Raw genomic sequence first — 21,219 nt, forward strand, 5'->3', positions numbered from 1 at the left:
TCGCTTGGCTCAGAGGTGTTGCATGAGTGTTCAAACAACGGTCGCCGTTGCCAAACCGGTGATCAACATCCGCCTGTTCACGATCAGGATCATCACCGCCGTGTCGCTGTTTGCCGTGCTGGGCAAGGCGAACGTGTGGCTCGACACCGCCACCAACAGCATCCTCGCCCTCGGTTACCGGGCCCTGTTGTTGCTCTTGCCCCTGACGTTGCTGGTGCTCGGGCGGCGCTCCCTGAGCGTCACACTGTTGTGCGCCGCCCTCGGGTTGGTGCTGCTGGCGGTGACCAGCAACCAGGGCATGGTGATGTTCGCCGCCGCGTTGTTTGCCTATGGCATTGCGATTGCCGGCTACCTGATCAAGAGCGAAGCGGCCCAGACCAAGGAAGGTGCAGCCTACAACCGGGTCGCCATGAACATGGGCAGCCTGCTGGCAGGGCTGATCCTGCTTTCGCCGTTGCTGACCCCGACGATGTTTTTCCTTGGCGCTGCGAGTTTCGTCCTGCTGTGCCTGCCGATCGCCATGGGCGCCACCTTCACCACGGAATCGGCCGTGGCCCGTCCGGCAACCCAGGACGGCAGTGGCTGGCGCAACAAACTGCCATGGGTGATCGCCGGGATCATCATGGGGATCAAGCTGTTCGGCGTGTTCTCGATCCTGCCCCAGGCGATCCTGCTCGAGACCGGTGAGTTGCCGGCCTGGTATGGCCTGATGCTGATCCTCAACAGCGCCGTGGTGGTGTTCGCCCAGGTGCCGGTGATGAAGCTGATCGAGCGCACCGGGCGCTTCAAGGTGGTGGCTGTCATCGGGATCATCATCGCCGGCTTCGCCGTGCTGTCGTCCCCGGCTGCCTTTCACGTCGAGACCCTGGTCGGTGCGCTGATCTGGGTGGCACTGCTCTCCATCGCCGAATGCGCGTTCAGCTACCTCGATTACTTCTCGGTCAAGCAGAACAACATGTTCGTCAAGGAAGTATCCCTGGGCGTCGGCGCCGGGCTGACGGTGCTGATCATGCGGGTCGTGCCAGCGCCGTACAACGCCCTGGTGCTGGCCGCCATCGGTGCGGGCGGGATTCTGGCCTGGTACTGGCTCAACCGTAAATCCAACGCGTCGCTGCAGGACTGAGTTATCGCGTTTCCGTTATTTTCTTCACCGGTCGGGTGTTTCATGAATACGACGTCTTGCGTAGTAGTGGTCGGGTACAACGGCAATCGGGTTCACGATATCCAGAAGCTGCGCGACCTCTGCAGAAAGCTTTATAACGCCCGGTTGATTTTGCTGGTCGAGCAGATTCAGCCCGATGACGATCAGGTGGCGGATCACGTATGTTGCACGTCCCTGGCGCCGGAAGATGTGGCGGACTCTCTTGAGCTGGTGGCGGGTTGCCTGGGGGCCGACCGCTGGAAGCTCATCGGGGTGCTGCCCTTTTCCGATCGTGGCGTTCTGCTCGGCGCGGCGCTGGCTACTTATTACGGCTTGCCCGGTATATCCCCGGGCGCGGCGCGAGCAGGGCTGGACAAACAGATTTTTCGCCGACTGGAAGCGTCGGCGCACACGTCGCCAGATCACTATCGGCCGGTGTTTTCCGCCCGGATCGAAAGCCTGGGCGAGTTGCGCCAGCGGGTCGTCGAGCTTGGCGGCAGAGCCTTCATCAAACCTGCTTGCGAAGGCGCGAGCAGAGGCTGCCGGGTCATCCGTCACCCCTCTGAATGCGATGAGGCGTGGCAGGCGCTCAAGCCCTATCGCGAAGGCGGTATCGTCCTTGAAGAACTGATCCAGAACGCCCGGGAATACAGCTGGGACTACGTGGCCGGCAGCACCTGGGTCACTGAGAAAACCACCACTGAAGGGGCCTATCGCGCGGAAATCCAGCAAGTGGTGCCCGCGCCCTTGACGACTGAGGTGCAGGCACGCCTGGCGGCAGCCGGCCAGCACATGTCTGGCCTGGTTTCGCTGGATAACGGCGCTTACCACAACGAGATTTTCCTGCGCAGCAACGGCCTGACCTCGGCGGTGGAAACCAACATGCGTCCTGGTGGCATGCACATCTGGGACCTGGCCCGCCTGGCCTTTGTCGACTTCGATCCCTGGGAACGCTGGGTTCGATGGGCGGTGGAGGGCACGACCGACCATCACGACCCCGTCGCCCGGGGCTTTTGCGGTATTCGTCTGCTCCGCGCCCCGGCCGGCGGTCTTCTGCGCTACGTGCCGGACATCGAATCCCTGGCCCGGGAGCTCGATATCAAGCTGGTGGAAGCGGTGTACGCCAAGCGCCTCACTGATTCGGTGACGGCATTGGTGAAAGACAACACCTCGTTCATCGGCCACATCGTGTTGTTCAGCGAGGACTACGGGCAGCTCAGCGCCAACCTGCTGCGTCTGGCGGAAGCGATCGAGTCGCGCGTCGAGATCACCTGTCTGGCTGCACCGTCGAGAGCGGTGGGCTAAACCGTCGGCATCAATGTTGTCTGCATTATTGGTTATGAGGGATGGGTAAATGATTGAGCACATGAGCTGTGATGAACGTTTCATCGCCCTGGCAAAAGAACTCGGCTACGACATCTATGGCGAGAACACCGCCGGTGGAAACTATGCCCCGCTGGTTCGGCATCATGACGAACTGTACGTCAGCGGCCTGGTACCGCGCATGAACGGAAAGATGCAGTATCCCGGCAGAGTCGGACTGGAGCTCAGCCTGACGGATGCGCAATCGGCCGCCAGTATCAGCGCGATGCGCGGGCTGGCGCTGATTGTCGACGCCATCGGTTCGCTGGATAAGATCAAGTCGCTGATACGGATAACGGTCTATGTGAAATCCACCGCCGATTTCGTAGACCTGAGTGAAGTGGCCAATGGCGCGTCGGATGTATTCAGCCATGTCCTGGGAGATGCAGGTAAACATACTCGAACGACCGTGGGCGTTTATCAATTGCCAAAAAATGCTGCAGTAGAAGTTGACATGATCGCAGCGCTGAGACCCTCGGTGTTATAAGTGTTAGTTGATGGCTTTACAGCGCTGGGTTGTTGGCCTAAGGTTCGGTATTCAAGTCGGGCAAACAAGTTGGGGCTAACGGATGAGCGACGTTCAGGGTGCGTTTTTTTCATATAAGGAGTTCCGCCAGAGTTTGCACCAGCCGCCAGTCGGTGCGCGGGTCTGGAAGGCAGGCGAACTCTCGGATTTTCGCCAGCGTCTGGAAACCAGCGAAGTCGATATTGTCGCGCTGGCCCATGAAAAAAGTATCGAAGGTTGCAAGCTGACGCCGGGCATGGCGGTGTCCATGCAATGGTTGAAGCCGGGTACAGTATTGAACGGCCACGTTCATGCCTGGTGGCACCTGTTCATCATTCAGTCCGGCAGTGGGATTTTGAACCTGGGCGACGCCAATGACGTCAGCGTCAGCGTCGGCGACGTATTACTGGTGCCGGCCTGGACCCGGCACGGCTTCGTCAATACCAGCGCCACCGAACCGCTGGCCATGCTGAACATGAGCAACATGCCGCAAATGGAGCTGCTCCGCGGTTCAGCCATGGCCTGATCGCCGGCCCGCCATCATTTCCCCTCTGCCTCATAAAAGGGAGTCCGCATTCGCTGACTCCCTTTTTCTTTTTTGCTGCCCCATCCGACGCCTCCAGATAATCCGTATTGCCGGGTTTCTGTATCGATAGAAACAGAGAATTTCTGTATCTGTTCAGCGCCTGAGCAACTAACTAGGATCACTTCCAAGGCAACGGATTAATGTGCTTTATGCAAGGGAGCGTTCTATGGAAAGTAATAACTTCAAGCTGTATGTTGGTGCGGATTTTGTAAGTGCTTTCGCAATGTCGGCATTTGTCGCGCTAAAAGAAAAGAAACTTTCATTTGAACTTGTCACGCTGGATTTAAAGGCGAGAGAAAACTATCAGGCGACGTATCGTGATGTGTCGCTGACCTGCAAGATCCCCACTCTGGTTCATAACGGTTTTGCCTTGTCGGAATCTTCGGCCATTGCCGAATACCTGGAGGAAGTTGCACCGGGGCATGACAAATTATTCCCGCTGGACATCAAGCAGCGCGCCCGCGCACGTCAACTCCAGGCCTGGCTGCGTAGCGATCTGCTGGTGATTCGCAAGGAGCGCCCGGCGGACCTCATCTACTTCGGCAACAAAGATAACCCGCTGTCCGTCGAGGCCTTGGCGGCTGTCGGAAGATTGTTCTTCGTGGCTGACCGGTTGCTGGAAGAGGGCGCCGATCACCTGTTCGGCGACTGGAGCATTGCCGACACCGACCTGGCAATCATGCTCAACCGCCTGCTCGCCAATGGCGATCAGGTGCCTGCGCGACTCGCGGCGTATGTGCGCCGCCAATGGGATCGCGACAGCGTTCGGGCGTGGATGGACATGGAGCGCGTAGCGCCGGCCATCACTCTCTGAACGTCTAAAGCCACCGCCAGGCAATCACCAGGAGCGCTGCCATGCAAGGACTGTCGGAGCAGGAAAAATACAAACCCTATAACTCACGCACCATCCGCGACACGCCGTACTGGCAGAAACTGACGCCAGCGCTGCAGGAGGCCATGACCGTGGTCGCCCGGGTCATGCCGTTTCGTACCAATGAATACGTGCTGGGCACGTTGATCGACTGGAACAACATCCCTGACGATCCGATTTTTCGCATGACCTTTCCCCACAAGGACATGTTGTTGCCGGACGAGTACGCCTCGCTCAAGCAATTGATCGAACGGGATGACGCCGTCGCCATCAAGCGCAGGATCGAAGCGATCTGGCTGCGCATGAACCCCCATCCGGCCGGACAGCTGACACACAACGGCGTGACCCTCAACGGAAAAATCCTGTCGGGCATTCAGCACAAGTACCGCGAGACCGTGCTGTTCTTCCCCGGTGCCGGTCAGACCTGTCATGCGTACTGCACCTTCTGTTTCCGTTGGGCGCAGTTCATCGGTGAGGAAGAGCTCAAGTTCAATGCCCATGAATCCCAGGAGCTGGTGAGTTACCTGCGGGTGCATCCCGAGGTCACCGATGTGCTGATCACCGGCGGCGATCCGATGATCATGAATACGCGCTCGCTGGCCGGTTACATCGAACCGTTGCTGCATTTGCCTGCCCTGAAAAGCATCCGCATCGGCACCAAGGCCGTGGCGTATTGGCCGCAACGCTTTGTCAGCGACAAGGATGCGCCCGAGCTGCTCGAGCTGTTCAGACGGATCGTCGCCTCGGGAAAAAACCTGTCGATCATGGGGCATTACAGCCACCCGGTGGAAATCCGCCAGGACATCGCCCGCCAGGCCGTCGAACGCATTCGCTCCACCGGGGCCACCTTGCGCATGCAGGCGCCGGTGATCCGGCACATCAACGAAAACCCTGCGGATTGGGCGGCGCTCTGGACCGAAGGCGTGCGGCTGGGGGCCGTGCCTTATTACATGTTCGTCGAGCGCGACACCGGGCCCAGCCATTACTTCGCAATGCCGCTGGCCCGGGCGTTCGAGATTTTCCAGGCGGCGTATCGCACGGTGTCCGGGCTGGCACGCACGGTGCGCGGGCCGTCCATGAGCACCTTTTACGGAAAGGTGTTGATCAACGGCATCGAGACCGTGGCCGGGGAAAAGGTCTTCGTGCTGCAGTTCCTCCAGGCCCGCAATCCGCAATGGGTGTTGCGCACCTTCTATGCGCGCTTCGACCCGCAGGCGACCTGGTTCGACGACTTGAGGCCGGCGTTTGGCGAGCGCTCGTTCTTCTTTCAGCCCGAGCCTGTGGCAGTGCCCGAATTGATACCGGTTCTGCTCGAGACAGCGTAGGACGATTCTTCAGGAGATATGGATATGAGCGGTATCCCGTTTGATCAGCGAGAAGGGGTTATCTGGCTCGACGGCGAGTTCGTCGAGTGGTCCCAGGCGCGGCTGCATGTGTTGAGCCACGGTCTGCATTACGCCAGCACGGTGTATGAGGGGGAGCGCGTCTACAACGGCAAGATTTTCAAACTGCGTGAACACAGCGAGCGCTTGTATCGCTCGGCACAGTTGATGGATTTTGCCATTCCCTATGAGCTGGCCGAGCTGGAAGCGGCCAGTGTCGAACTGCTGCATCGCAACCGCGTGGTCGAGGGTTATCTGCGCCCGGTGGCGTGGCGTGGCAGCGAAATGATTTCCACCTCGGCGCGCTTCAATCGCGTGCATGTGGCGATAGCCTGCTGGCAGTGGCCGAGCTACTTCGACCCGGCCGGGCACATGGCCGGCGTTCGTTTGAAGACCGCCGAGTGGCGTCGTCCACCCCCCGGCTGCAGCCCCTTCGAAGCCAAGGCGTCCGGGCATTACCAGATCGCTACGCTGAGCAAGCACGACGCGGAAAACAACGGCTTTCACGATGCCCTGATGCTTGACTGGCGGGGCCACGTCGCCGAAGCCACCAGCGCCAATGTGTTCTTCGTCAAAGACCGGACACTGCACACGCCGCTGCCGGACTGCTTTCTCAATGGCATCACCCGCCAGACCGTCATCGAGCTGGCCCGGACACTGGATTACCAGGTCATCGAACGCACCATTCTTCCTACGGAGCTTGGCGACTTCGACGAGTGTTTTCTGACCGGTACTGCCGCCGAAATCACCCCGGTGCAAAGCATCGATCAGCAGCGCTATCGACCGGACCGCGCCTGCCGCGACTTCATTGCCGCTTACACCTCAACCGTCAACGCCTGATAAACAACCAGGAACCTCAACATGTCAGATCAAGGGATTGTTGCGTCTACACCTTTCGTTTCACTGGGACACCGCCATGAGGAGTTGTCGGCGCGCGGCTGGACGGTGCTGACGCCGGACGAATTCGCCTACGATGTGCTCGGCACGCTGCATGAATTCGGCCCGGTCATTCCGCAGTTCAATGGCCAGACCGCCTTCGCCATCACCCGCAAGCCGGGGTATGAAGACTTGCCGTATTCTCAGAGCATGAACGGCATCGGCCCGCACACCGAAGCGCCTGTCTACGGGCCTCCACCACGCTACCTGGCGTTGCATTGTCATCAACAGGCCACCTGCGGTGGCGGGCATACAGGGTTGGTGGACGGATACCAGTTACTGACGTACCTGGAACGCACCGATCCCGAGCTGCGCGAGTGGATCGACGACACCCCGGTCGAGTTCGTCGCCACCGCCAAACCCGGCGAGGCGGCACAACGGCGGGTCAAGGAATACATCCTGACGCCTACCGAAGACGGGGACATTTTCCGCTTCAGCTACAACCAGTTTCACTACGGCGACGTGAACCCTTCCAAGGAGGATCTGCAGCAATCGAAGGTCACGAACAGTACTTCGCCGCTGGCCAGGTTCGCGATGCTGGGCGAAGCCTACTTCGTGCAGCACAACACCCCGGTGCTGATACCCGATGGGTGCATGCTGATCTGGGACAACTGGCGAATGATCCACGCCCGCAGTCGATACACTGACCCGGCGCGCAACCTGACCCGCTATTGGCTGGCCTGATTCATCCGTCGTCCATTATTCCTTTGGCGTACCCCTTGGTGGGTACGCGTCCTACAGGTATCGCGTCATGCAAACAGCAATCGAGATCGCCAAGGTCGATCACCAACTGGTCGTGCGGCTCAATCAGGCCTGGACCAAGAGGGCCACGGTGTGTGCACCGGACAAGGCCGAGCCCCGCGAAGCGTTCGATCCGACACGCCCGGATTATCCCGAGGCCATGGTGCCGTTTTTTCATCATCCGAAGTTCCAGGCCCTGAACGACGAACTCAAGCGCACCGTGGTGACCTGGGGCTGGATCGGCTACAACCTGCGCACGGTGACCGCCGAAGAGCATGTGGTCAACCCGGCGCTGAGCGTCATCGCCAATCAGTACCTGGGCAAGAACGACTGGCACTTTCGCGAGGCCATGCAGCAGACCCTGATCGACGAGCACTACCACACGCTCATGCACCTGCGGGCCATTGAGCGCACCAGGGAGGAGCGCGCGCTGGATCAGGATCTGGACTTGCCGCCGTCGGTGACTTACCTGCGCCTGCTTGCCCTGCGTGAAGAACTGCCCGAGCAATGGCAGAAGGATCTGGCGTCGATCACTTTTGCGGTAGTGGCCGAGATCAGTGTCAACGCCTATCTGGATCTGCTGGCCGATGATCAGAGCATTCAGCCGCAAAACCGGCGGGTGGCCGAACTGCATAATCGCGATGAGTATGCCCACAGCAAGATTCTCGCCGAAGTGGCGAAGGTCATGTACGCCAATTTGCCGCCTGCTCAACGAACGTTTTTCGCACAGACCTTGTCGGTGGCACTGAGTGCCTTTATCGCTCAGGACTACTCGATGTGGGAGGCGATTCTGACGCAGCTTGGGGTCGAGGACGCCGTGCTGATCATTGCCGAGACCCGGGAGAGCAACAAGAACGCCACGATCATGCGTGACTACAGCGGCCTGCATCGTCTGGCCCGGGATCTGGGCATCAGCGACCAGATCGATTTCGACTTTCGTCCGACCCTTAATGCCACGGCAGCGGCTTGATCAGGAGGTGAATATGTCGGTTCCTGTGTATGAAGTGTTCGCCATCCGTGTCGGCGCCAATGGCCAGCGCACCGCCCGGGAGAATTTTCTCTACGATGCCTGCTGCGGCGATCCGGATGCATCCATGCCGCTGGATTACTACTTCTGGGTCATCCGTAACGCGCAGCAGGTAATCGTGGTCGACACCTGTTTTCAACCGGCCACGGCGGATCGGCGCAACCGTCAGATGTATCGCCTGCCGGAAGAATCCCTGCGCCAGCTGGACATCGATCCAGCGCACGTGGACAACCTGATCCTCACCCATTTGCACTGGGACCACGCCGGTAATCTCGGGCTGTTTCCAAAGGCCACCGTGCATCTGCAGGAAGCGGAGTTGCGTTTCTGTACCGGGCCGAAAATGGCCCACCGCACGGTGAATAAAACCTACGAGGTCGATGATGTAATGTCGGCACTGCCGCCGCTGTTCGAAGGGCGGATGCGCTTGCATAACGGTGTGGTCGAGGTGATTCCCGGAGTGACCTTGCACCCGGTGGGCGGGCATACCCCGGGTAGCCAGGTGGTGCGGGTGAATACCGCAAGGGGGTGGATTGTGCTGGCGTCGGATGCTGCGCATTTGTGGGCCAATATTCGCCAGCGCAGTCCGTTTCCGATTCTGGATGATCTGTCGCAGACACTGGAAGCGTTTATCGAAATCGACCGTTTGGCCGACAGCGAAGACCACGTCATTCCCGGTCACGACCCACTGATCGCCGAACGTTTCCCGCACTGGAATGACGATCCGCACATCATCTGCCTGCACCAAAACCCGGCTTGACGACTCCCCACTGTGGGAGCGAGCCTGCTCGCGAAAGCGGTGGATCAGTCACCATTGATGTCGACTGGCTGACCGCATTCGCGAGCAGGCTCGCTCCCACAGGGTATGGGTCAACCCTGGTTTTTCAGTAGTTGGCCGAGGGTCGCCAGTGCTTCATCGATCCGCGGCGAATACGGCGCGCCACAACCAATGCGTACAAAATGATCGAAGCGTCCGGTATTGGAAAAGATATCCCCAGGTGAAATCTGGATGCCAGCCTTCAACGCTTCATGGAAAAGCGTCAGGGACGAGTGGTGGCGAGGCAGTTCCACCCACAGCAACGTCCCGCCCCGGGGGCTGGTGACGCAGGTGCCTGGTGGAAAGTAACGGCCGATCGCCGTGCTCATCTGCTGACGTTGTTGCGTCAGGATTTTCCTCAATCGGCGCAGGTAACGTTCGTAGGACGGGGTCTTCATGAACGCACTGACCGCCAGTTGCGACAGCGCTTCGCAACCGCGGGACTGGGTGTGCTTGAGCATTTCCACGCGGTCGTGCCATTTGCCCGCACTGATCCAGCCCAGGCGCATGCCCGGTGCCAGGGTTTTGTTCAGTGACGCGCAATAGATTACGTTGTCGGTACGGTCCCAGTGTTTGAGCGTGGACAACGGCTGCTCGGTGTCCACCAGGTCGCCATAGGTGTCGTCTTCGATCAGCACCGTATTGTGCTCTGCACACAGTTGCACCAATCGCGCCTTATTGGCGTCGGGCATGATGGCGCCCAACGGATTTTGCAGGTTGGGCGTGACGATCAGCGCCTGTATTCGCTCGGCACCTTGCAAGAGTTGTTCGAGGGCCAGCAGATTGATCCCCGCATGCGCCGTCGCCGGGACCTCCATCACTCGCAGGTTCAAGCTTTCGAGAATTTGCAACAGGCCGTAAAAGGTCGGCGATTCCACGGCCACGGTGTCGCCGGGTCGGGTCACGGCGCGCAAGGCCAGGTTGATCGCCTCGGTCGCACCGTTGGTGATGACAATTTGCTCGGCGGGCAGGTTGGTCTTGGCGGTCAGCGCGCGCCGGGCAAGGATGTTACGCAATGCGTTATGACCGCAGGTCGGCCGAGCCGCGTCGAGCAAATGCTGATCCTGGCGCAGCGCCTTGAGCATATGGTCCTGCAACGTCTTTAGCGGATAGAGTTCCGGCGCGCAGTAGGCACTGGCGAAATTGACCTTGATCGTCGCACGCTGGCTGGCCCTGAGTACCCACGACACCTTTTCGTGAATGCCGACATACACATCGCTGTCGACGGGCGGGGGAGGGTTGATGGCGCTCGGTTTGGGCAAGTCTTCAGTTTGGCGAATGTAGTTGCCGGAACGCGGACGGGCTTCCAGCACGCCGCAGTCCTCCAGTTCCCGGCAGACCTGAACCGCGGTCGACAGGCTGACGGCGTGTTTTTCCATCATCAGCCGAATGGAGGGGAACCGTTCTCCCGCTTTCAAGGTGCCGCTGCGGATCGCATCGAGGTAGTGGTTGGCTAACTGACGGTACAAGGGGGGCGTGTGCATGATGACCTCAGCAATCGCACCACTGAAGTCTTGGGCTGGAAAGTGAGTTGAGCTCCCCGCAGGCGGACCCGTGGTGTTCAAGGGTTAAGGGAAGTGTTTTTCTGGTGTCGATACTGAGAGAGTAATCGTGCTTTTGCTGGAGTCGCGGGCAATAAAAAGCCCCGCTCTAGGGCGGGGCTCCTGGGCGGGGCTCTTGGCTCGGTGGCGTCTGAAGCGCCGCTGGCAGGGGACGTTACTGAGCGGCGATGCTATAGCCATCGAACGCGGTTTGCTGCTGAAGCGCGGTGATGATGTTTTTACGGTTGACCGCTTGCTCGGCCCCGGCGTTGTCCAGGAAGGTCGCGCTTTCCAGCTCCGCTTCATCGCCTTCGCCGACGAAGGTCAGGCCCAGGAATTCCAGGGCTTTACGGTCTACGTTCAGACGCGAACGTGGAGTGCGCAGCGGCAGCGTGACGCTCACGCCATCTTTGCTGATGGTGAACACTTCGGCTTCTTTCTTGGCCCGGGCGGCCTTGCTTTTGCCACTGGTCGGGTTGCTGATGGCCTGGTGAGTCTGGTTCAACACCTTCAGCGCCAGACCGTAGACGATTTCCTGAAAGGCCGGATCGTCCTTGAAGCTGGAGAGAATCCGGCTGATCGGGAATTTGCTTGCGAGGTCCTCCAGGGCCGCGATGTCGGCCGCTTCGGCATCCTTGAGCTGCTTGAGCTCGCCCATCAGTTCGTAGGCGGTGTCGTCGTCGAAACGATCGTGGGCCTGGCGAATCGCGGCACGCAGCTCGCGGATCTGGTCGCTTTCGCGGGTGGACTGGAACGCGTCCAGGACCATCTCGCTGATGGTCTTGGCCTGGGGTACATGCTGTGAAAGATTGATGGAGTTTTCGTATTCCGCTTTGGACGACAAGGTGACTACGGATTCAGCGGTGTTGGAATCGGACATTGAAATTTCACTACTTCTTTTAACTTGGGTTGAGGCGAGAAAGCACGGGGCCTTTTCAGGCCGCCTAATCTATTGGACCTGCGCTGCGTTGTCACGGTTTCCCCATGGAATTGAGATTCAGCGAACGAACCGCCCATTGCTCGGCGGTTTGCTCGTCGATCGGCAACGAAAAACGAAAGCTCGCGCCGCGTCCGGGAATATCGATCAGCTGGATCTCGCCACCGTGCAACTGCAGGATCCGATGGACGATGCGCAGCCCCAGCCCGCCATCGCGCCGCGCGCCGCCGATGTTGAACGGGCGCAGGAACAGGCCTTCGCGCAGTTCCGGCGCAATGCCGGGCCCGGTGTCGCTGACGGTGACTTCGACAAAAGCCCCCCGGGGACGCAGGCTGAGTTCTATTTCTCCACCTTGTGGGGTATGGCGCAACGCATTGTCGAACAGGTTGGTCAGCACTCGTTCGATCAAGCCAAGGTCGGCGCAGGCGGCCGAAACATTGGCGGCGAAGCTGGCTTTCAGTTCGACCTGGCGCGCCTCGGCCGTCAGTTCGAATTTCTGAAAGATGTCCTGCACCAGGTCGGTCAGGGAGAAGCGCTCCAGCACCGGTTGCACGAAACCGTGTTCCAGGCGCACCAGTTCCAGCAGCGATTGCGCCAGGCCACCGACCTTGCGGCTTTGATCCAGGGCGATGCCCAGGTAGCGGCGACGGTCGGCGGGGGACAAGGTGGCATCCTTGATCGATAACGTTTCCAGATAGCCGTGGAGCGACGCTAAAGGCGTGCGCAAGTCATGGGAGATATTCGCCACCATTTCGCGGCGCTCCTGATCCTGGCGGGTCAGCGAGCGCCATTGTTCGCCGAGACGCGCCTGCATCTGCCGGAAGGCGGCGTCGAGAACCGCGATCTCATCGTGACTGGCAGCTTTTTCGACCGGGGCGCGCACGGAGGGTGTGACCGGGACGCCGTCGATGTCGAACCGGCTGACGGTTTCGGTCAAACGTCGCAAGGGGCGGGTGATCAGGGCGAACGCCGTGAGGCCGGCGATCAGACACAACAGCGCAACCAGTGCGATGGACAACAACGCGGTATCAAGTGCGGCGCTGGTGGCGCCGCGTTCGGCGAGGCGGTCGCGCTCTTCGCCGAGCAGCACGACATACAGGTAGCCCGCCGGTTTGCCGTTGACCTGCAACGGCGCGGCACTGAACACCTTGCGGCCGTCGGCGCTGCGCGGATCATCGCCGAGAATCGGCAGCGCATCACCGTTGAGCAGGCGCTGGATCGGCGCCAGGTCAAGCCGCTGGCGGCGTATCCGCCCCGCGGGGGCCGCGCTGCCGACAATCGCGCCTTCGGTGTCCAGCAGATAGACCTCGACGCTGGGGTTGACTTGCATCAGCTTGCTGAACAGTTCGTGCACGGCATCGGGCATCAGGCCATTGGCATCCATCAGCACCGTGTCGTGGGCAATATGCTGCGCCAGATTGCGCGACAGCCCTTGCACCACCTCCAGTTCATGCATCTGGCTGGCGCGCACCTGCATCCACGCCGAGGTCGCGCAGCACACCAGCAACAGCACGGCGAAGACCAGGGACAGGCGTTGCGTCAGGGTCAGCCTCATGGGCCTATTGCTCCTTCGTCGCGAACTTGTAACCACGACCCCACACCGTGAGGATCAGGCTGCGCTGTGGCGAAACAGCCTCGATTTTCGCCCGCAGGCGGTTGATGTGCGTGTTGACCGTATGCTCGTAGCCTTCGTGGCTGTACCCCCACACGGCATTGAGCAGATCCATGCGCGAGAATACTTTGCCGGGCTGGCGGGCGAAGAAATACAACAGGTCGAACTCCCGGGGCGTGAGATCGAGGCGGTGGCCGTCAAGGGACACGTCGCGGGTGATCGGGTCGATGGCGAGGCCGTCCATGATCAGGCTGCCGGCGTCCATCTTCAGGTTGCGGGCCATGGCGTCGACCCGTCGCAACAGTGCCTTGACCCGGGCGACCAGCTCCAGAATGGAAAAGGGTTTGGCCAGGTAGTCGTCGGCCCCCAGTTCGAGCCCGAGAATCCGGTGGACCTCGCTGGAGCGCGCACTGGTAATGATGATCGGCGTGTAGCGGGCCATGGCGCGGGCGCGGCGGCAGATTTCCAGGCCGTCGACACCGGGCAGCATCAGGTCGAGGATCAGTGCGTCCCAGCTTCCTTGCTGCAGCAGGCGCATGGCTTCGTTGCCGTCGGCGCAGTGCACCACCTCGAACTGCTCATCACGCAGATGCAGACAGATCAGGTCGGCGATAGGCAGGTCGTCCTCGACCACGAGGACGCGTTTGGTCGGTTCCATCAAACTCAATCCTTCGGCGCGATGAGTGCATTGTGCGGGTTTTCTTCAGGCGCAGTTATCACGAATTGTTTAACTCTCCGTGAGGGTTTGGCGATCAAACCAGGCTTACGCTGTGTTCCATGTCAGGCACCTCAATTAATCGGAGAAGACCATGTTGTCACGACGGCGATTTCTTGGAACGTGCGGCGGGCTGGGGGCAGCAGCCCTGGTGATCGGTGCATTGCCCAAATTTGCCGCAAGTTCGGCAGTCATCAGTGATGCCAGCGCGGCGCAGGTGTTCGAGGTGGTCCACAGCGAGAGCGAATGGCGCGCCATGCTCAGCGCCGAGCAGTACGAAATCCTGCGCGAGGAAGGCACTGAACGGGCTTACAGCAGCCCGCTGAACAACGAGCACCGTGACGGCATTTTTGCTTGCGCCGGCTGCGATCTGCCGCTGTTCTCCTCCGCGACCAAGTTCGACAGCCGCACGGGGTGGCCGAGCTTCTGGGCGCCGCTGGACAAAGCTGTTGCCACCCGGCAGGACCGCTCCTACGGCGTGCTGCGCGAAGAGGTTCACTGTCGACGCTGCGGCGGTCATCTGGGCCATGTCTTCGATGACGGGCCCAAGCCTACCGGCCTGCGTTACTGCATGAACGGTCTGGCGCTGACGTTCAAGCCAATTGTGGCCTGAGCCTTTCTCAACCGCCTGCACAGCATGCCTTCCATTCATCCAGGAGTCAGCCTCATGAACATCTTCTTTACCTGGCGTCGCGCCCTGTTGGGGCTGGCCGCCGCCGGCGTCATGGGTCAGTGCGCGGCGTTCTCTTTCGGCGCCGAAGAGGCGGTGATCATTGCGCCTCCGGCCCTGGACGAAACCACCCAGGCCCATGACGAAATCGCGGTCTTTGCGGGCGGTTGTTTCTGGGGCGTCCAGGGTGTGTTCCAGCATGTCAAAGGCGTGAAACGGGCCGTCTCCGGCTACGCTGGCGGTGAAGCCGACACGGCCCGATATGAGCGGGTCGGCGAAGGCGATACCGGCCATGCGGAGTCCGTCGAAGTGACCTTCGATCCGACCCGGGTCAGTTATGGCACCTTGCTGCAGATTTACTTCTCGGTGGCCCACAACCCGACCGAACTCAATCGTCAGGGGCCTGACACCGGACCCCAGTACCGATCGGCGATTTTCCCGCAAAGCAACGAGCAGCAGCAGGTGGCTCAGGCTTACATCGCCCAGCTCGACGCCGCCGGTTCTTTCAAAAAACCTATTGTGACCCGGCTTGAAAGCTACAACGGTTTCTTCCCGGCCGAAGAGGAGCATCAAGACTTTCTGACCGAACACCCGACCTATCCCTACATCGTGATCAACGACCTGCCGAAGGTGGCGCAGTTGAAGCGGCTGTATCCGGATCGGTATCAGGAACAACCGGTGTTGGTGAAGGCGGGGCCATGAGTCGACAGAGCAAGGCGCTCAGGGTTCAAGGCAAGTCGGGCACGGCGAGTGCTTGCCCCATCGCTGCATGGCGAAGTCGACAAAACTGCGCAATTTCGGCAAACGGTAGCGATCCTGGGCATACATCAGGCTCATCGGCCGGCTCGGTGGCAGGTAATCCGGCATCACGGCCAGCAACTTTCCATCCTTGAGGTCCTGTTCCACCAACGCATCGGGCAGCAGCACGATACCCATGCCGGTGCGTGCCGCTTGATGCAAACCGGCGGAGCTGTTGATCAGCATGGGTCCACTCACCGCCACAGCGACTTCGCCTTCGGGCCCGATGAGCCGCCACACCTTTTCCACCGAGTGCCAGTCATCTCCGGCCGGGTAGGCGAAGGACAGGCAGTCGTGGTGTTGCAGGTCTTCAGGTGTTTGCGGATTGCCTCGTCGGGCCAGGTAGTGCGGTGAGGCGCACATGGTCAGGGGGTAGGCGACCAGAGGACGGGAGATCAGGTTGGTCTGTTCCATGTGACCCAGGCGAAAGGCCACGTCGAACCCGTTTTCGAGCAGGTCCGGACGCCGGTTGGTGAGGACCACGTCCAGTTTGACCCGTGGACACAGCAAGGTGAATTCGCTCAGGGCCGGCGCCAGTTTCTCGCTGCCGAATGTCAGCGGCGCGGTGATGCGCAAGGTACCGCTCGGCTCGTCGAGTGCCTGCTCGGCCAGACGCTCGGAGTCGGCCACCAGCCCCAATACCTCGAGGCAACGTTGATAGTACGCCGTGCCGAACTCCGTCAGACGCTGGCGCCGGGTCGTACGGTTGAGCAAACGCACACCCAGGCGCTGCTCCAGTGCACGCAAATGATTGCCGACCATGGTCGTGGACATTTCACACTGCGCAGCGGCGCCGGTCATGCTGCCGGCTTCCACCACCTTGACGTAGACGGTCATTGCCTGGAACAAATCCATTATCAAGCCCAGCTTTAAAATGATTGAAGTTTGGCAGTGTTTATCCAATTCAGGTGGCTAACCATACTGGAAAAACACCGACTAGTGATGGAGCCTGATGTCATGACCGCCGCCTGCCTGATGAGCACTTACCAACCCCTGGCCCTGAGTTTCAGCAAGGGCCTGGGCACCCGCCTGTGGGATCAGGCCGGTCGTGAATACCTCGACGCGGTGGCGGGCGTGGCGGTGACCAATGTCGGTCACTCCCACCCCAAAATCGTCGGCGCCATCAGCGAGCAGGCCGGCCTGCTGTTGCACACCTCCAACCTGTACAGCATCGACTGGCAACAGCGCCTGGCCCGGCGACTGACGCAGTTGGCGGGCATGGATCGGGCCTTCTTCAATAACTCGGGGGCCGAAGCCAACGAGACTGCATTGAAACTGGCGCGGCTATACGGCTGGCACAAAGGCATCGAGCAACCGCTGGTGGTGGTGATGGAGAATGCTTTCCACGGCCGCACGCTGGGCACCTTGTCCGCCAGCGACGGCCCCGCCGTGCGCCTGGGCTTCAATCAGCTGCCGGGAGATTTCATCAAAGTGCCGTTTGGCGACCTGAAAGCGCTGGACAAGGTGCAGCAAGCCTATGGGTCGCGCATCGTGGCGATCCTCATGGAACCGATCCAGGGCGAGAGCGGGGTGCAACTGGCCCCGCCCGGTTACCTCAAGGCCGTACGCGAACTGTGCGACCGGCGCGCCTGGCTGCTGATGCTCGACGAGATCCAGACCGGCATCGGCCGCACCGGTCAGTGGTTTGCGTTCCAGCACGAAGGCATCGTGCCGGATGTCATGACCTTGGCCAAAGGCCTTGGCAACGGTATCCCCATCGGCGCTTGCCTGGCCCGGGGCAAAGCCGCCGATCTGTTTACCCCTGGCAGTCACGGCAGCACCTTCGGCGGCAATCCACTGGCGTGCCGCGTGGGTTGCACCGTGCTGGAAATCGTTGAGGAGCAAAGCTTGTTAGCAAACGCCACACGGCAAGGCGAACGCCTGCTGGACAGATTGCGCAGCGAATTGGCGGACGCGCCGAATGTGTTGGCGATTCGCGGCCAGGGCTTGATGATCGGCATCGAACTCAAACAGCCGATCCGCGACCTGACGCTGATCGCGGCACGGGATCACGGTTTGCTGATCAATGTGACACGGGGCAAGACCATCCGCCTGCTCCCGCCGCTGACCATAGATGAGGGGGAAGTGGAGATGATTGTCAGCGGAGTTTGCAGGGCGGTGAAAGCGGTCTGAAATATGTTTCAGTAGTGATATCTACACATCACGATGCGTATTTCACCGTCCTCGACTGCGTAGACCAAGCGATGCTCTGCAGTAATCCGGCGCGACCAGAAGCCGCTCAGGTTGTGCTTGAGCGGTTCAGGTTTTCCAAGCCCGTCGAACGGCTCGCGCTGAATAGATTTTATCAGCAGGTTGATTCGCTTGAGTCCTGCCTTATCGTTTTGCTGGAACCACAGATAGTCTTCCCAACCTTCTGGGGTGAATTCGATATTCATTCTTCGATGAGTTGCCTGGCTTTGGTTTTCCCTGCACGCAGGTTGCCGATCGACTTGATCAGGCGCTCAGCATTGGCTGGGGAGCGCAACAGATAGGCGGTCTCTTCGAGAGCGTTATATTCCGCCAGAGACATCATCACCACAGGTTCGCCTTTTTGGCGAGTGACCAGCAATGGTGCGCGGTCCTCATTGACCCGGTCCATGGTTTCGGCCAGATGAGCCCGGGCGGTGGTGTAATTGATGGTTTGCATGCTGTAGTCCTCACTCAATGCAAAGAACGTACAGAAATAAGTACAGGATGACAAGGCGATACCTACTAATGGTCGATACGCAGACGGTGCATCTACGTTTGTGCTAAGTATCGCCGAAGGTTCCTCAAGACGTTTCCGTGACTGATGTAGTCCTGATCCGATTCTCCTGCCATCCTCTTGCATCCAATACCCCCGGGCCACACACCCCTCCCGTAGGAGCAGCCTGCGACAGGTCCTGCGGGGATCAGCTGTGTATCGATGATATTGTGCTCAACGCCAGCCCCTGTAGGAGCCGGCTTGCCGGCGAAGGCGTCTGCATGATCGCTGCAAGGCTTGAGGCCGTCTTCGCTGGCAAGCCAGCTCCTACGGGATGGGTGTCTCCGTAATGCCGGTGATATCAGTTGGTTCGTCGCAGCGTACTGGCGAAAGCCATCACTTCAGCGCGATCCATCCGTTGCAATTTCGAGCCGGTAAACCCCGCAAACAATCGCTTATGCGCAGCGTAGCCACTGGAGTCATCGCGCATCCGATAGCTGCCAGCCCAGTCCAGGAGGGCAATCAACAACTCATCCTTATCATCGCGCCCGGCTTCTCGTTGGCGAATATTGGCGACGCATTCCTCATCTTCAACGCATAGCCAGATCAGTGCCGTGGCCCGGTGGACAAGTTCGCTTACGATCCAGCCGTAAACGCCCTCGATCACCCAGCGTTCTTGACTGGCCGCAATCCGCGCCATCGCCAATGCCTCGCCCCGGGGACGCGCGATACTGTGTTCGTCGGATAACCAGTGAATCGAATCCAGATCAACCCACGGCACTTGCAGATGCCTGGCCAATCGCTCGGCCAGCCAGCTTTTGCCGGAACCGGAGTTGCCAATGATCAGGGTTCTGGTGAAATCCATAAGCGGCACCGATCAAATGATCCGCAGAGTCAACGGTGGGGGCGAGCCGACTACGGGCGGCGTTTCTACGAAACAGGCGGCTCGGTCTTACCCGTCAGTCGCTCTGCTCAGGCGCCACCATCCGCGTCTTCGGCGCGCCATCCGCATTCAACTGATAAATCTCCTGCGGCTGTCCTTTCTCATTAAAGAACACCTGTCCGATCCCCGCCGAATTCCACAGCCGTTCACCGGCTTCGGCATGCTCCGGAACATGCGGAACAATGCGCATCCGGCGGCGTTTGGTCAGCCAGTTCAGGGGCGAGCGCGGCGAATAGAGCCAACGGTTGAGGCGGTCGAACCACTCGAGCAGGCTTGGTGGAAATTCGTTTTTGATGCCACTGCTGGTGACCTGCCAGATCTTCGGCCCCGCCGTGCGATGTCGGATAAGCACTTCATAAACGAAGGAATAATGCACATCGCCTGACAGCACCACGTAGTTACCGGGTGTACGCGAGTGTCGGAAAATGTTCAGGATCACCTGCGCCGCGCCGCGATGGGCCATCCAGTTTTCTGCATCCACCAGCAAGGGGTAGCCGAACCAGCTGAAGACGCGCTGCACGGTTTCGATCAGTTTGACGCCGAAGATCGGTGCCGGCGAAACGATGATCGCCGAGGGATGATCCAGCAGTTCCTGTTGCAGTTCGCAGAGGCCTTCCCAATCCAGCAGACCTGATGGCTGCTTGAGCGTCATCTCGCTGCGCCAGCGCCGGGTGCGGGTGTCGAGCACCACGATCGCCGGGGTGGTGGGCAGCACGAAATGCCAGTTCTGGAATCTCAACAGCTCATCGATCAATGCGTCCTGGACATCCCTGTCGAGGTAGTGATCCTGCCCCGTGGCACTCAATGAACGGGTGCTCTCCAGCACGTTGCTGAACGCATCCGGATTATTGCCCCAGCCCTGGCACAGCATGTAGGCGATCAACGCATTGCCGATGATGCGCTTGGAGAACGGATGGCCGTAGGCCGTTTCCTCCCACTGCGCGGAAAGATTCCAGTCATCGGTGATGTCGTGATCGTCGAAAATCATCAGGCTCGGCAGATGTGCCAGCGCTCGGGCCACGTTGCCCAGGCCGGCCTTGAAGCCATCGATCCGGGTCTGTTCGAGGGCATACCGCTCGCGCCGTTCGGGAATCAATTTCGGCGGTTTCGGCGCGATCAAGGTCCAGGGCGTCGGCGACCACACCAGCAGGTACATGGCCATGACTTCGGCGAAAGTCACCAGGTGGTTGTCGGCGCTGCTGCTGGTGAAAATCGGCTTGCGCGCGCCGCCGAAAAACCGGTCGCGCAGGGTGTCGTTGCTTTGCAGCGCCGGCAGCAAATCCGCACGATGGTAGTAACTGGCCGGGTGGTTATAGAGTTTGGCGCTGTCGCTGACCACCGCCCCTTCAAGGTGCTCCTCGAACAGTCCCAGCCGTTCGATCAAGGCATGAATGGCCCGCAACGTCGGCCCCGCGACATCGTCGGCGTACACCTGATCGCCGCTCATCATCAGCAGCGCCGGACGTTTTTCCGCCTCCGGCTCGGCTTCCAGCAAGCGATCGACACAGAGCAGACCATCCGGCGCCGGGAAATGCGGCTTGCGGCAGGACCCGTGCAACAGTTGATCGACCTGTGAGCGCAGGACGAAATTCGGGCAACCGGCCTCGCCGTACAGCAAGTGCGGAGCCCAGTCGGCGATGCCTGACTCGGTACCATCGTCGTCGATCAACAGGTCGTATTCGATCAGCGTGTCGCAGGGCAGGGGGCTGTCCAGTGGCACATCGATCAAATGCACGAAAGCGTGAGCACCGACCGGGACGACTGTGCAGCAGGTGTCGTCCAGGCGGATATCGCCAACATTCTGCAGCCGCAACGTCAACGATAATGCCCGCGATCCTACAAGCCAGAGCACCAGCCGTGCAGGCTCCAGCCGCCGCAACAGCGGGCCGGTCAGGACAGGGGGCAAGGATTGATGAGCGTCGGGCGGTGGCAAAGACATGGACATCCGGGATCTT

General features: G+C 60.2%; 22 protein-coding genes. 13 read left to right on the forward strand and 9 right to left on the reverse strand.

The genetic code is table 11. The annotated features are described in order from the left end of the window. The first annotated feature begins 22 nt into the window (after positions 1-22). The 10 genes from J2W17_RS06885 (at position 23) to J2W17_RS06930 (ending at position 9,308) form a co-directional block, all read left to right on the forward strand. Positions 23-1,123: a hypothetical protein gene (locus tag J2W17_RS06885; protein WP_307331283.1), complete on the forward strand. Its 1,101-nt coding sequence runs from the start codon at positions 23-25 to the stop codon at positions 1,121-1,123. Positions 1,124-1,165: 42 nt separating this feature from the next. Continuing rightward, on the forward strand, positions 1,166-2,446 hold the full coding sequence (locus tag J2W17_RS06890) for an ATP-grasp domain-containing protein (protein WP_307331286.1): 1,281 nt from the start codon (positions 1,166-1,168) through the stop codon (positions 2,444-2,446). A 49-nt stretch (positions 2,447-2,495) separates the two neighbouring features. Beyond that, positions 2,496-2,990 carry a RidA family protein gene (locus tag J2W17_RS06895; protein WP_307331289.1) on the forward strand — a complete coding sequence of 165 codons (495 nt, stop codon included), beginning with the start codon at positions 2,496-2,498 and terminating at the stop codon, positions 2,988-2,990. An 82-nt stretch (positions 2,991-3,072) separates the two neighbouring features. Next, entirely contained in the window at positions 3,073-3,534 is a 462-nt protein-coding gene (locus tag J2W17_RS06900; RefSeq protein WP_307331291.1) for a cupin domain-containing protein, read from the forward strand. A 226-nt stretch (positions 3,535-3,760) separates the two neighbouring features. Continuing rightward, positions 3,761-4,408 carry a glutathione transferase gene (gene yfcF, locus J2W17_RS06905; protein WP_307331294.1) on the forward strand — a complete coding sequence of 216 codons (648 nt, stop codon included), beginning with the start codon at positions 3,761-3,763 and terminating at the stop codon, positions 4,406-4,408. A gap of 41 nt (positions 4,409-4,449) precedes the next feature. Beyond that, complete coding sequence (locus J2W17_RS06910; protein WP_307331298.1) at positions 4,450-5,790, forward strand: KamA family radical SAM protein; 1,341 nt, start codon at positions 4,450-4,452, stop codon at positions 5,788-5,790. 24 nt (positions 5,791-5,814) lie between these two features. After that, on the forward strand, positions 5,815-6,687 hold the full coding sequence (locus tag J2W17_RS06915; protein WP_307331303.1) for a branched-chain amino acid aminotransferase: 873 nt from the start codon (positions 5,815-5,817) through the stop codon (positions 6,685-6,687). Between the two features lie 21 nt (positions 6,688-6,708). Beyond that, the gene (locus tag J2W17_RS06920; protein WP_307331306.1) at positions 6,709-7,467 is read left to right on the forward strand and encodes a TauD/TfdA family dioxygenase; all 759 of its coding nucleotides are present in this window, start codon (positions 6,709-6,711) and stop codon (positions 7,465-7,467) included. Between the two features lie 67 nt (positions 7,468-7,534). After that, positions 7,535-8,494 (forward strand): diiron oxygenase, encoded by a 960-nt coding sequence (locus J2W17_RS06925; RefSeq protein ID WP_307331309.1) that lies wholly within the window; start codon positions 7,535-7,537, stop codon positions 8,492-8,494. Positions 8,495-8,507: 13 nt separating this feature from the next. After that, positions 8,508-9,308: an N-acyl homoserine lactonase family protein gene (locus J2W17_RS06930; protein WP_307331312.1), complete on the forward strand. Its 801-nt coding sequence runs from the start codon at positions 8,508-8,510 to the stop codon at positions 9,306-9,308. A gap of 110 nt (positions 9,309-9,418) precedes the next feature. Here J2W17_RS06930 and J2W17_RS06935 read toward each other — a convergent pair whose 3' ends face one another. The 4 genes from J2W17_RS06935 to J2W17_RS06950 all read right to left on the reverse strand — a co-directional run bounded on the left by J2W17_RS06935 (position 9,419) and on the right by J2W17_RS06950 (position 14,113). Then, complete coding sequence (locus J2W17_RS06935; RefSeq protein ID WP_307331315.1) at positions 9,419-10,849, reverse strand: aminotransferase-like domain-containing protein; 1,431 nt, start codon at positions 10,847-10,849, stop codon at positions 9,419-9,421. Positions 10,850-11,081: 232 nt separating this feature from the next. Continuing rightward, positions 11,082-11,786, reverse strand: coding sequence for a hypothetical protein (locus tag J2W17_RS06940; protein WP_307331318.1), 705 nt, complete (start codon positions 11,784-11,786; stop codon positions 11,082-11,084). A 91-nt stretch (positions 11,787-11,877) separates the two neighbouring features. Beyond that, the gene (locus J2W17_RS06945; protein ID WP_307331321.1) at positions 11,878-13,398 is read right to left on the reverse strand and encodes a sensor histidine kinase; all 1,521 of its coding nucleotides are present in this window, start codon (positions 13,396-13,398) and stop codon (positions 11,878-11,880) included. Positions 13,399-13,402: 4 nt separating this feature from the next. Beyond that, positions 13,403-14,113 (reverse strand): response regulator transcription factor, encoded by a 711-nt coding sequence (locus J2W17_RS06950; RefSeq protein WP_307331323.1) that lies wholly within the window; start codon positions 14,111-14,113, stop codon positions 13,403-13,405. A gap of 151 nt (positions 14,114-14,264) precedes the next feature. Between J2W17_RS06950 and msrB the strand changes: the two genes are divergently transcribed. Together msrB and msrA are read left to right on the forward strand one after the other, a co-directional pair. After that, positions 14,265-14,783: a peptide-methionine (R)-S-oxide reductase MsrB gene (gene msrB, locus J2W17_RS06955; RefSeq protein WP_307331325.1), complete on the forward strand. Its 519-nt coding sequence runs from the start codon at positions 14,265-14,267 to the stop codon at positions 14,781-14,783. Positions 14,784-14,837: 54 nt separating this feature from the next. Further along, positions 14,838-15,542 carry a peptide-methionine (S)-S-oxide reductase MsrA gene (msrA, locus tag J2W17_RS06960; protein ID WP_307331326.1) on the forward strand — a complete coding sequence of 235 codons (705 nt, stop codon included), beginning with the start codon at positions 14,838-14,840 and terminating at the stop codon, positions 15,540-15,542. An 18-nt stretch (positions 15,543-15,560) separates the two neighbouring features. Here msrA and J2W17_RS06965 read toward each other — a convergent pair whose 3' ends face one another. Then, positions 15,561-16,493, reverse strand: a complete 933-nt coding sequence (locus J2W17_RS06965) for a LysR family transcriptional regulator (RefSeq protein ID WP_307331329.1) — start codon at positions 16,491-16,493, stop codon at positions 15,561-15,563. A gap of 102 nt (positions 16,494-16,595) precedes the next feature. On the opposite strand from J2W17_RS06965, the gene J2W17_RS06970 reads away from it, so the two are divergent. After that, positions 16,596-17,771, forward strand: a complete 1,176-nt coding sequence (locus tag J2W17_RS06970) for an aspartate aminotransferase family protein (RefSeq protein WP_307331332.1) — start codon at positions 16,596-16,598, stop codon at positions 17,769-17,771. An 8-nt stretch (positions 17,772-17,779) separates the two neighbouring features. Here J2W17_RS06970 and J2W17_RS06975 read toward each other — a convergent pair whose 3' ends face one another. From J2W17_RS06975 to J2W17_RS06990, 4 genes are all read right to left on the reverse strand, one after another. After that, the gene (locus J2W17_RS06975) at positions 17,780-18,034 is read right to left on the reverse strand and encodes a Txe/YoeB family addiction module toxin (protein WP_307331335.1); all 255 of its coding nucleotides are present in this window, start codon (positions 18,032-18,034) and stop codon (positions 17,780-17,782) included. After that, the gene (locus J2W17_RS06980; protein ID WP_082069261.1) at positions 18,031-18,285 is read right to left on the reverse strand and encodes a type II toxin-antitoxin system prevent-host-death family antitoxin; all 255 of its coding nucleotides are present in this window, start codon (positions 18,283-18,285) and stop codon (positions 18,031-18,033) included. Before J2W17_RS06980 ends, J2W17_RS06975 begins: the two co-directional genes overlap by 4 nt. Before the next feature lie 397 nt (positions 18,286-18,682). Further along, positions 18,683-19,186, reverse strand: coding sequence for an adenylate kinase (locus J2W17_RS06985; protein ID WP_307331340.1), 504 nt, complete (start codon positions 19,184-19,186; stop codon positions 18,683-18,685). Positions 19,187-19,280: 94 nt separating this feature from the next. Next, positions 19,281-21,209 carry an alkaline phosphatase D family protein gene (locus tag J2W17_RS06990; protein WP_307331343.1) on the reverse strand — a complete coding sequence of 643 codons (1,929 nt, stop codon included), beginning with the start codon at positions 21,207-21,209 and terminating at the stop codon, positions 19,281-19,283. Between the last annotated feature and the right edge of the window lie 10 nt (positions 21,210-21,219).

The organism is Pseudomonas lini (assembly GCF_030812475.1).
GTDB classification, from domain to species: Bacteria; Pseudomonadota; Gammaproteobacteria; order Pseudomonadales; family Pseudomonadaceae; genus Aquipseudomonas; species Aquipseudomonas lini_A.

What these genes read in the sequence shown, in the direction of transcription:
- J2W17_RS06885 (WP_307331283.1), top strand. Translation starts at nt 23, where the DNA reads ATGAGTGTTCAAACAACGGTCGCCGTTGCCAAACCGGTGATCAACATC.
- J2W17_RS06890 (WP_307331286.1), top strand. Translation starts at nt 1,166, where the DNA reads ATGAATACGACGTCTTGCGTAGTAGTGGTCGGGTACAACGGCAATCGG.
- J2W17_RS06895 (WP_307331289.1), top strand. Translation starts at nt 2,496, where the DNA reads ATGATTGAGCACATGAGCTGTGATGAACGTTTCATCGCCCTGGCAAAA.
- J2W17_RS06900 (WP_307331291.1), top strand. Translation starts at nt 3,073, where the DNA reads ATGAGCGACGTTCAGGGTGCGTTTTTTTCATATAAGGAGTTCCGCCAG.
- yfcF (WP_307331294.1), top strand. Translation starts at nt 3,761, where the DNA reads ATGGAAAGTAATAACTTCAAGCTGTATGTTGGTGCGGATTTTGTAAGT.
- J2W17_RS06910 (WP_307331298.1), top strand. Translation starts at nt 4,450, where the DNA reads ATGCAAGGACTGTCGGAGCAGGAAAAATACAAACCCTATAACTCACGC.
- J2W17_RS06915 (WP_307331303.1), top strand. Translation starts at nt 5,815, where the DNA reads ATGAGCGGTATCCCGTTTGATCAGCGAGAAGGGGTTATCTGGCTCGAC.
- J2W17_RS06920 (WP_307331306.1), top strand. Translation starts at nt 6,709, where the DNA reads ATGTCAGATCAAGGGATTGTTGCGTCTACACCTTTCGTTTCACTGGGA.
- J2W17_RS06925 (WP_307331309.1), top strand. Translation starts at nt 7,535, where the DNA reads ATGCAAACAGCAATCGAGATCGCCAAGGTCGATCACCAACTGGTCGTG.
- J2W17_RS06930 (WP_307331312.1), top strand. Translation starts at nt 8,508, where the DNA reads ATGTCGGTTCCTGTGTATGAAGTGTTCGCCATCCGTGTCGGCGCCAAT.
- J2W17_RS06935 (WP_307331315.1), bottom strand. Translation starts at nt 10,849, where the DNA reads ATGCACACGCCCCCCTTGTACCGTCAGTTAGCCAACCACTACCTCGAT.
- J2W17_RS06940 (WP_307331318.1), bottom strand. Translation starts at nt 11,786, where the DNA reads ATGTCCGATTCCAACACCGCTGAATCCGTAGTCACCTTGTCGTCCAAA.
- J2W17_RS06945 (WP_307331321.1), bottom strand. Translation starts at nt 13,398, where the DNA reads ATGAGGCTGACCCTGACGCAACGCCTGTCCCTGGTCTTCGCCGTGCTG.
- J2W17_RS06950 (WP_307331323.1), bottom strand. Translation starts at nt 14,113, where the DNA reads ATGGAACCGACCAAACGCGTCCTCGTGGTCGAGGACGACCTGCCTATC.
- msrB (WP_307331325.1), top strand. Translation starts at nt 14,265, where the DNA reads ATGTTGTCACGACGGCGATTTCTTGGAACGTGCGGCGGGCTGGGGGCA.
- msrA (WP_307331326.1), top strand. Translation starts at nt 14,838, where the DNA reads ATGAACATCTTCTTTACCTGGCGTCGCGCCCTGTTGGGGCTGGCCGCC.
- J2W17_RS06965 (WP_307331329.1), bottom strand. Translation starts at nt 16,493, where the DNA reads ATGGATTTGTTCCAGGCAATGACCGTCTACGTCAAGGTGGTGGAAGCC.
- J2W17_RS06970 (WP_307331332.1), top strand. Translation starts at nt 16,596, where the DNA reads ATGACCGCCGCCTGCCTGATGAGCACTTACCAACCCCTGGCCCTGAGT.
- J2W17_RS06975 (WP_307331335.1), bottom strand. Translation starts at nt 18,034, where the DNA reads ATGAATATCGAATTCACCCCAGAAGGTTGGGAAGACTATCTGTGGTTC.
- J2W17_RS06980 (WP_082069261.1), bottom strand. Translation starts at nt 18,285, where the DNA reads ATGCAAACCATCAATTACACCACCGCCCGGGCTCATCTGGCCGAAACC.
- J2W17_RS06985 (WP_307331340.1), bottom strand. Translation starts at nt 19,186, where the DNA reads ATGGATTTCACCAGAACCCTGATCATTGGCAACTCCGGTTCCGGCAAA.
- J2W17_RS06990 (WP_307331343.1), bottom strand. Translation starts at nt 21,209, where the DNA reads ATGTCCATGTCTTTGCCACCGCCCGACGCTCATCAATCCTTGCCCCCT.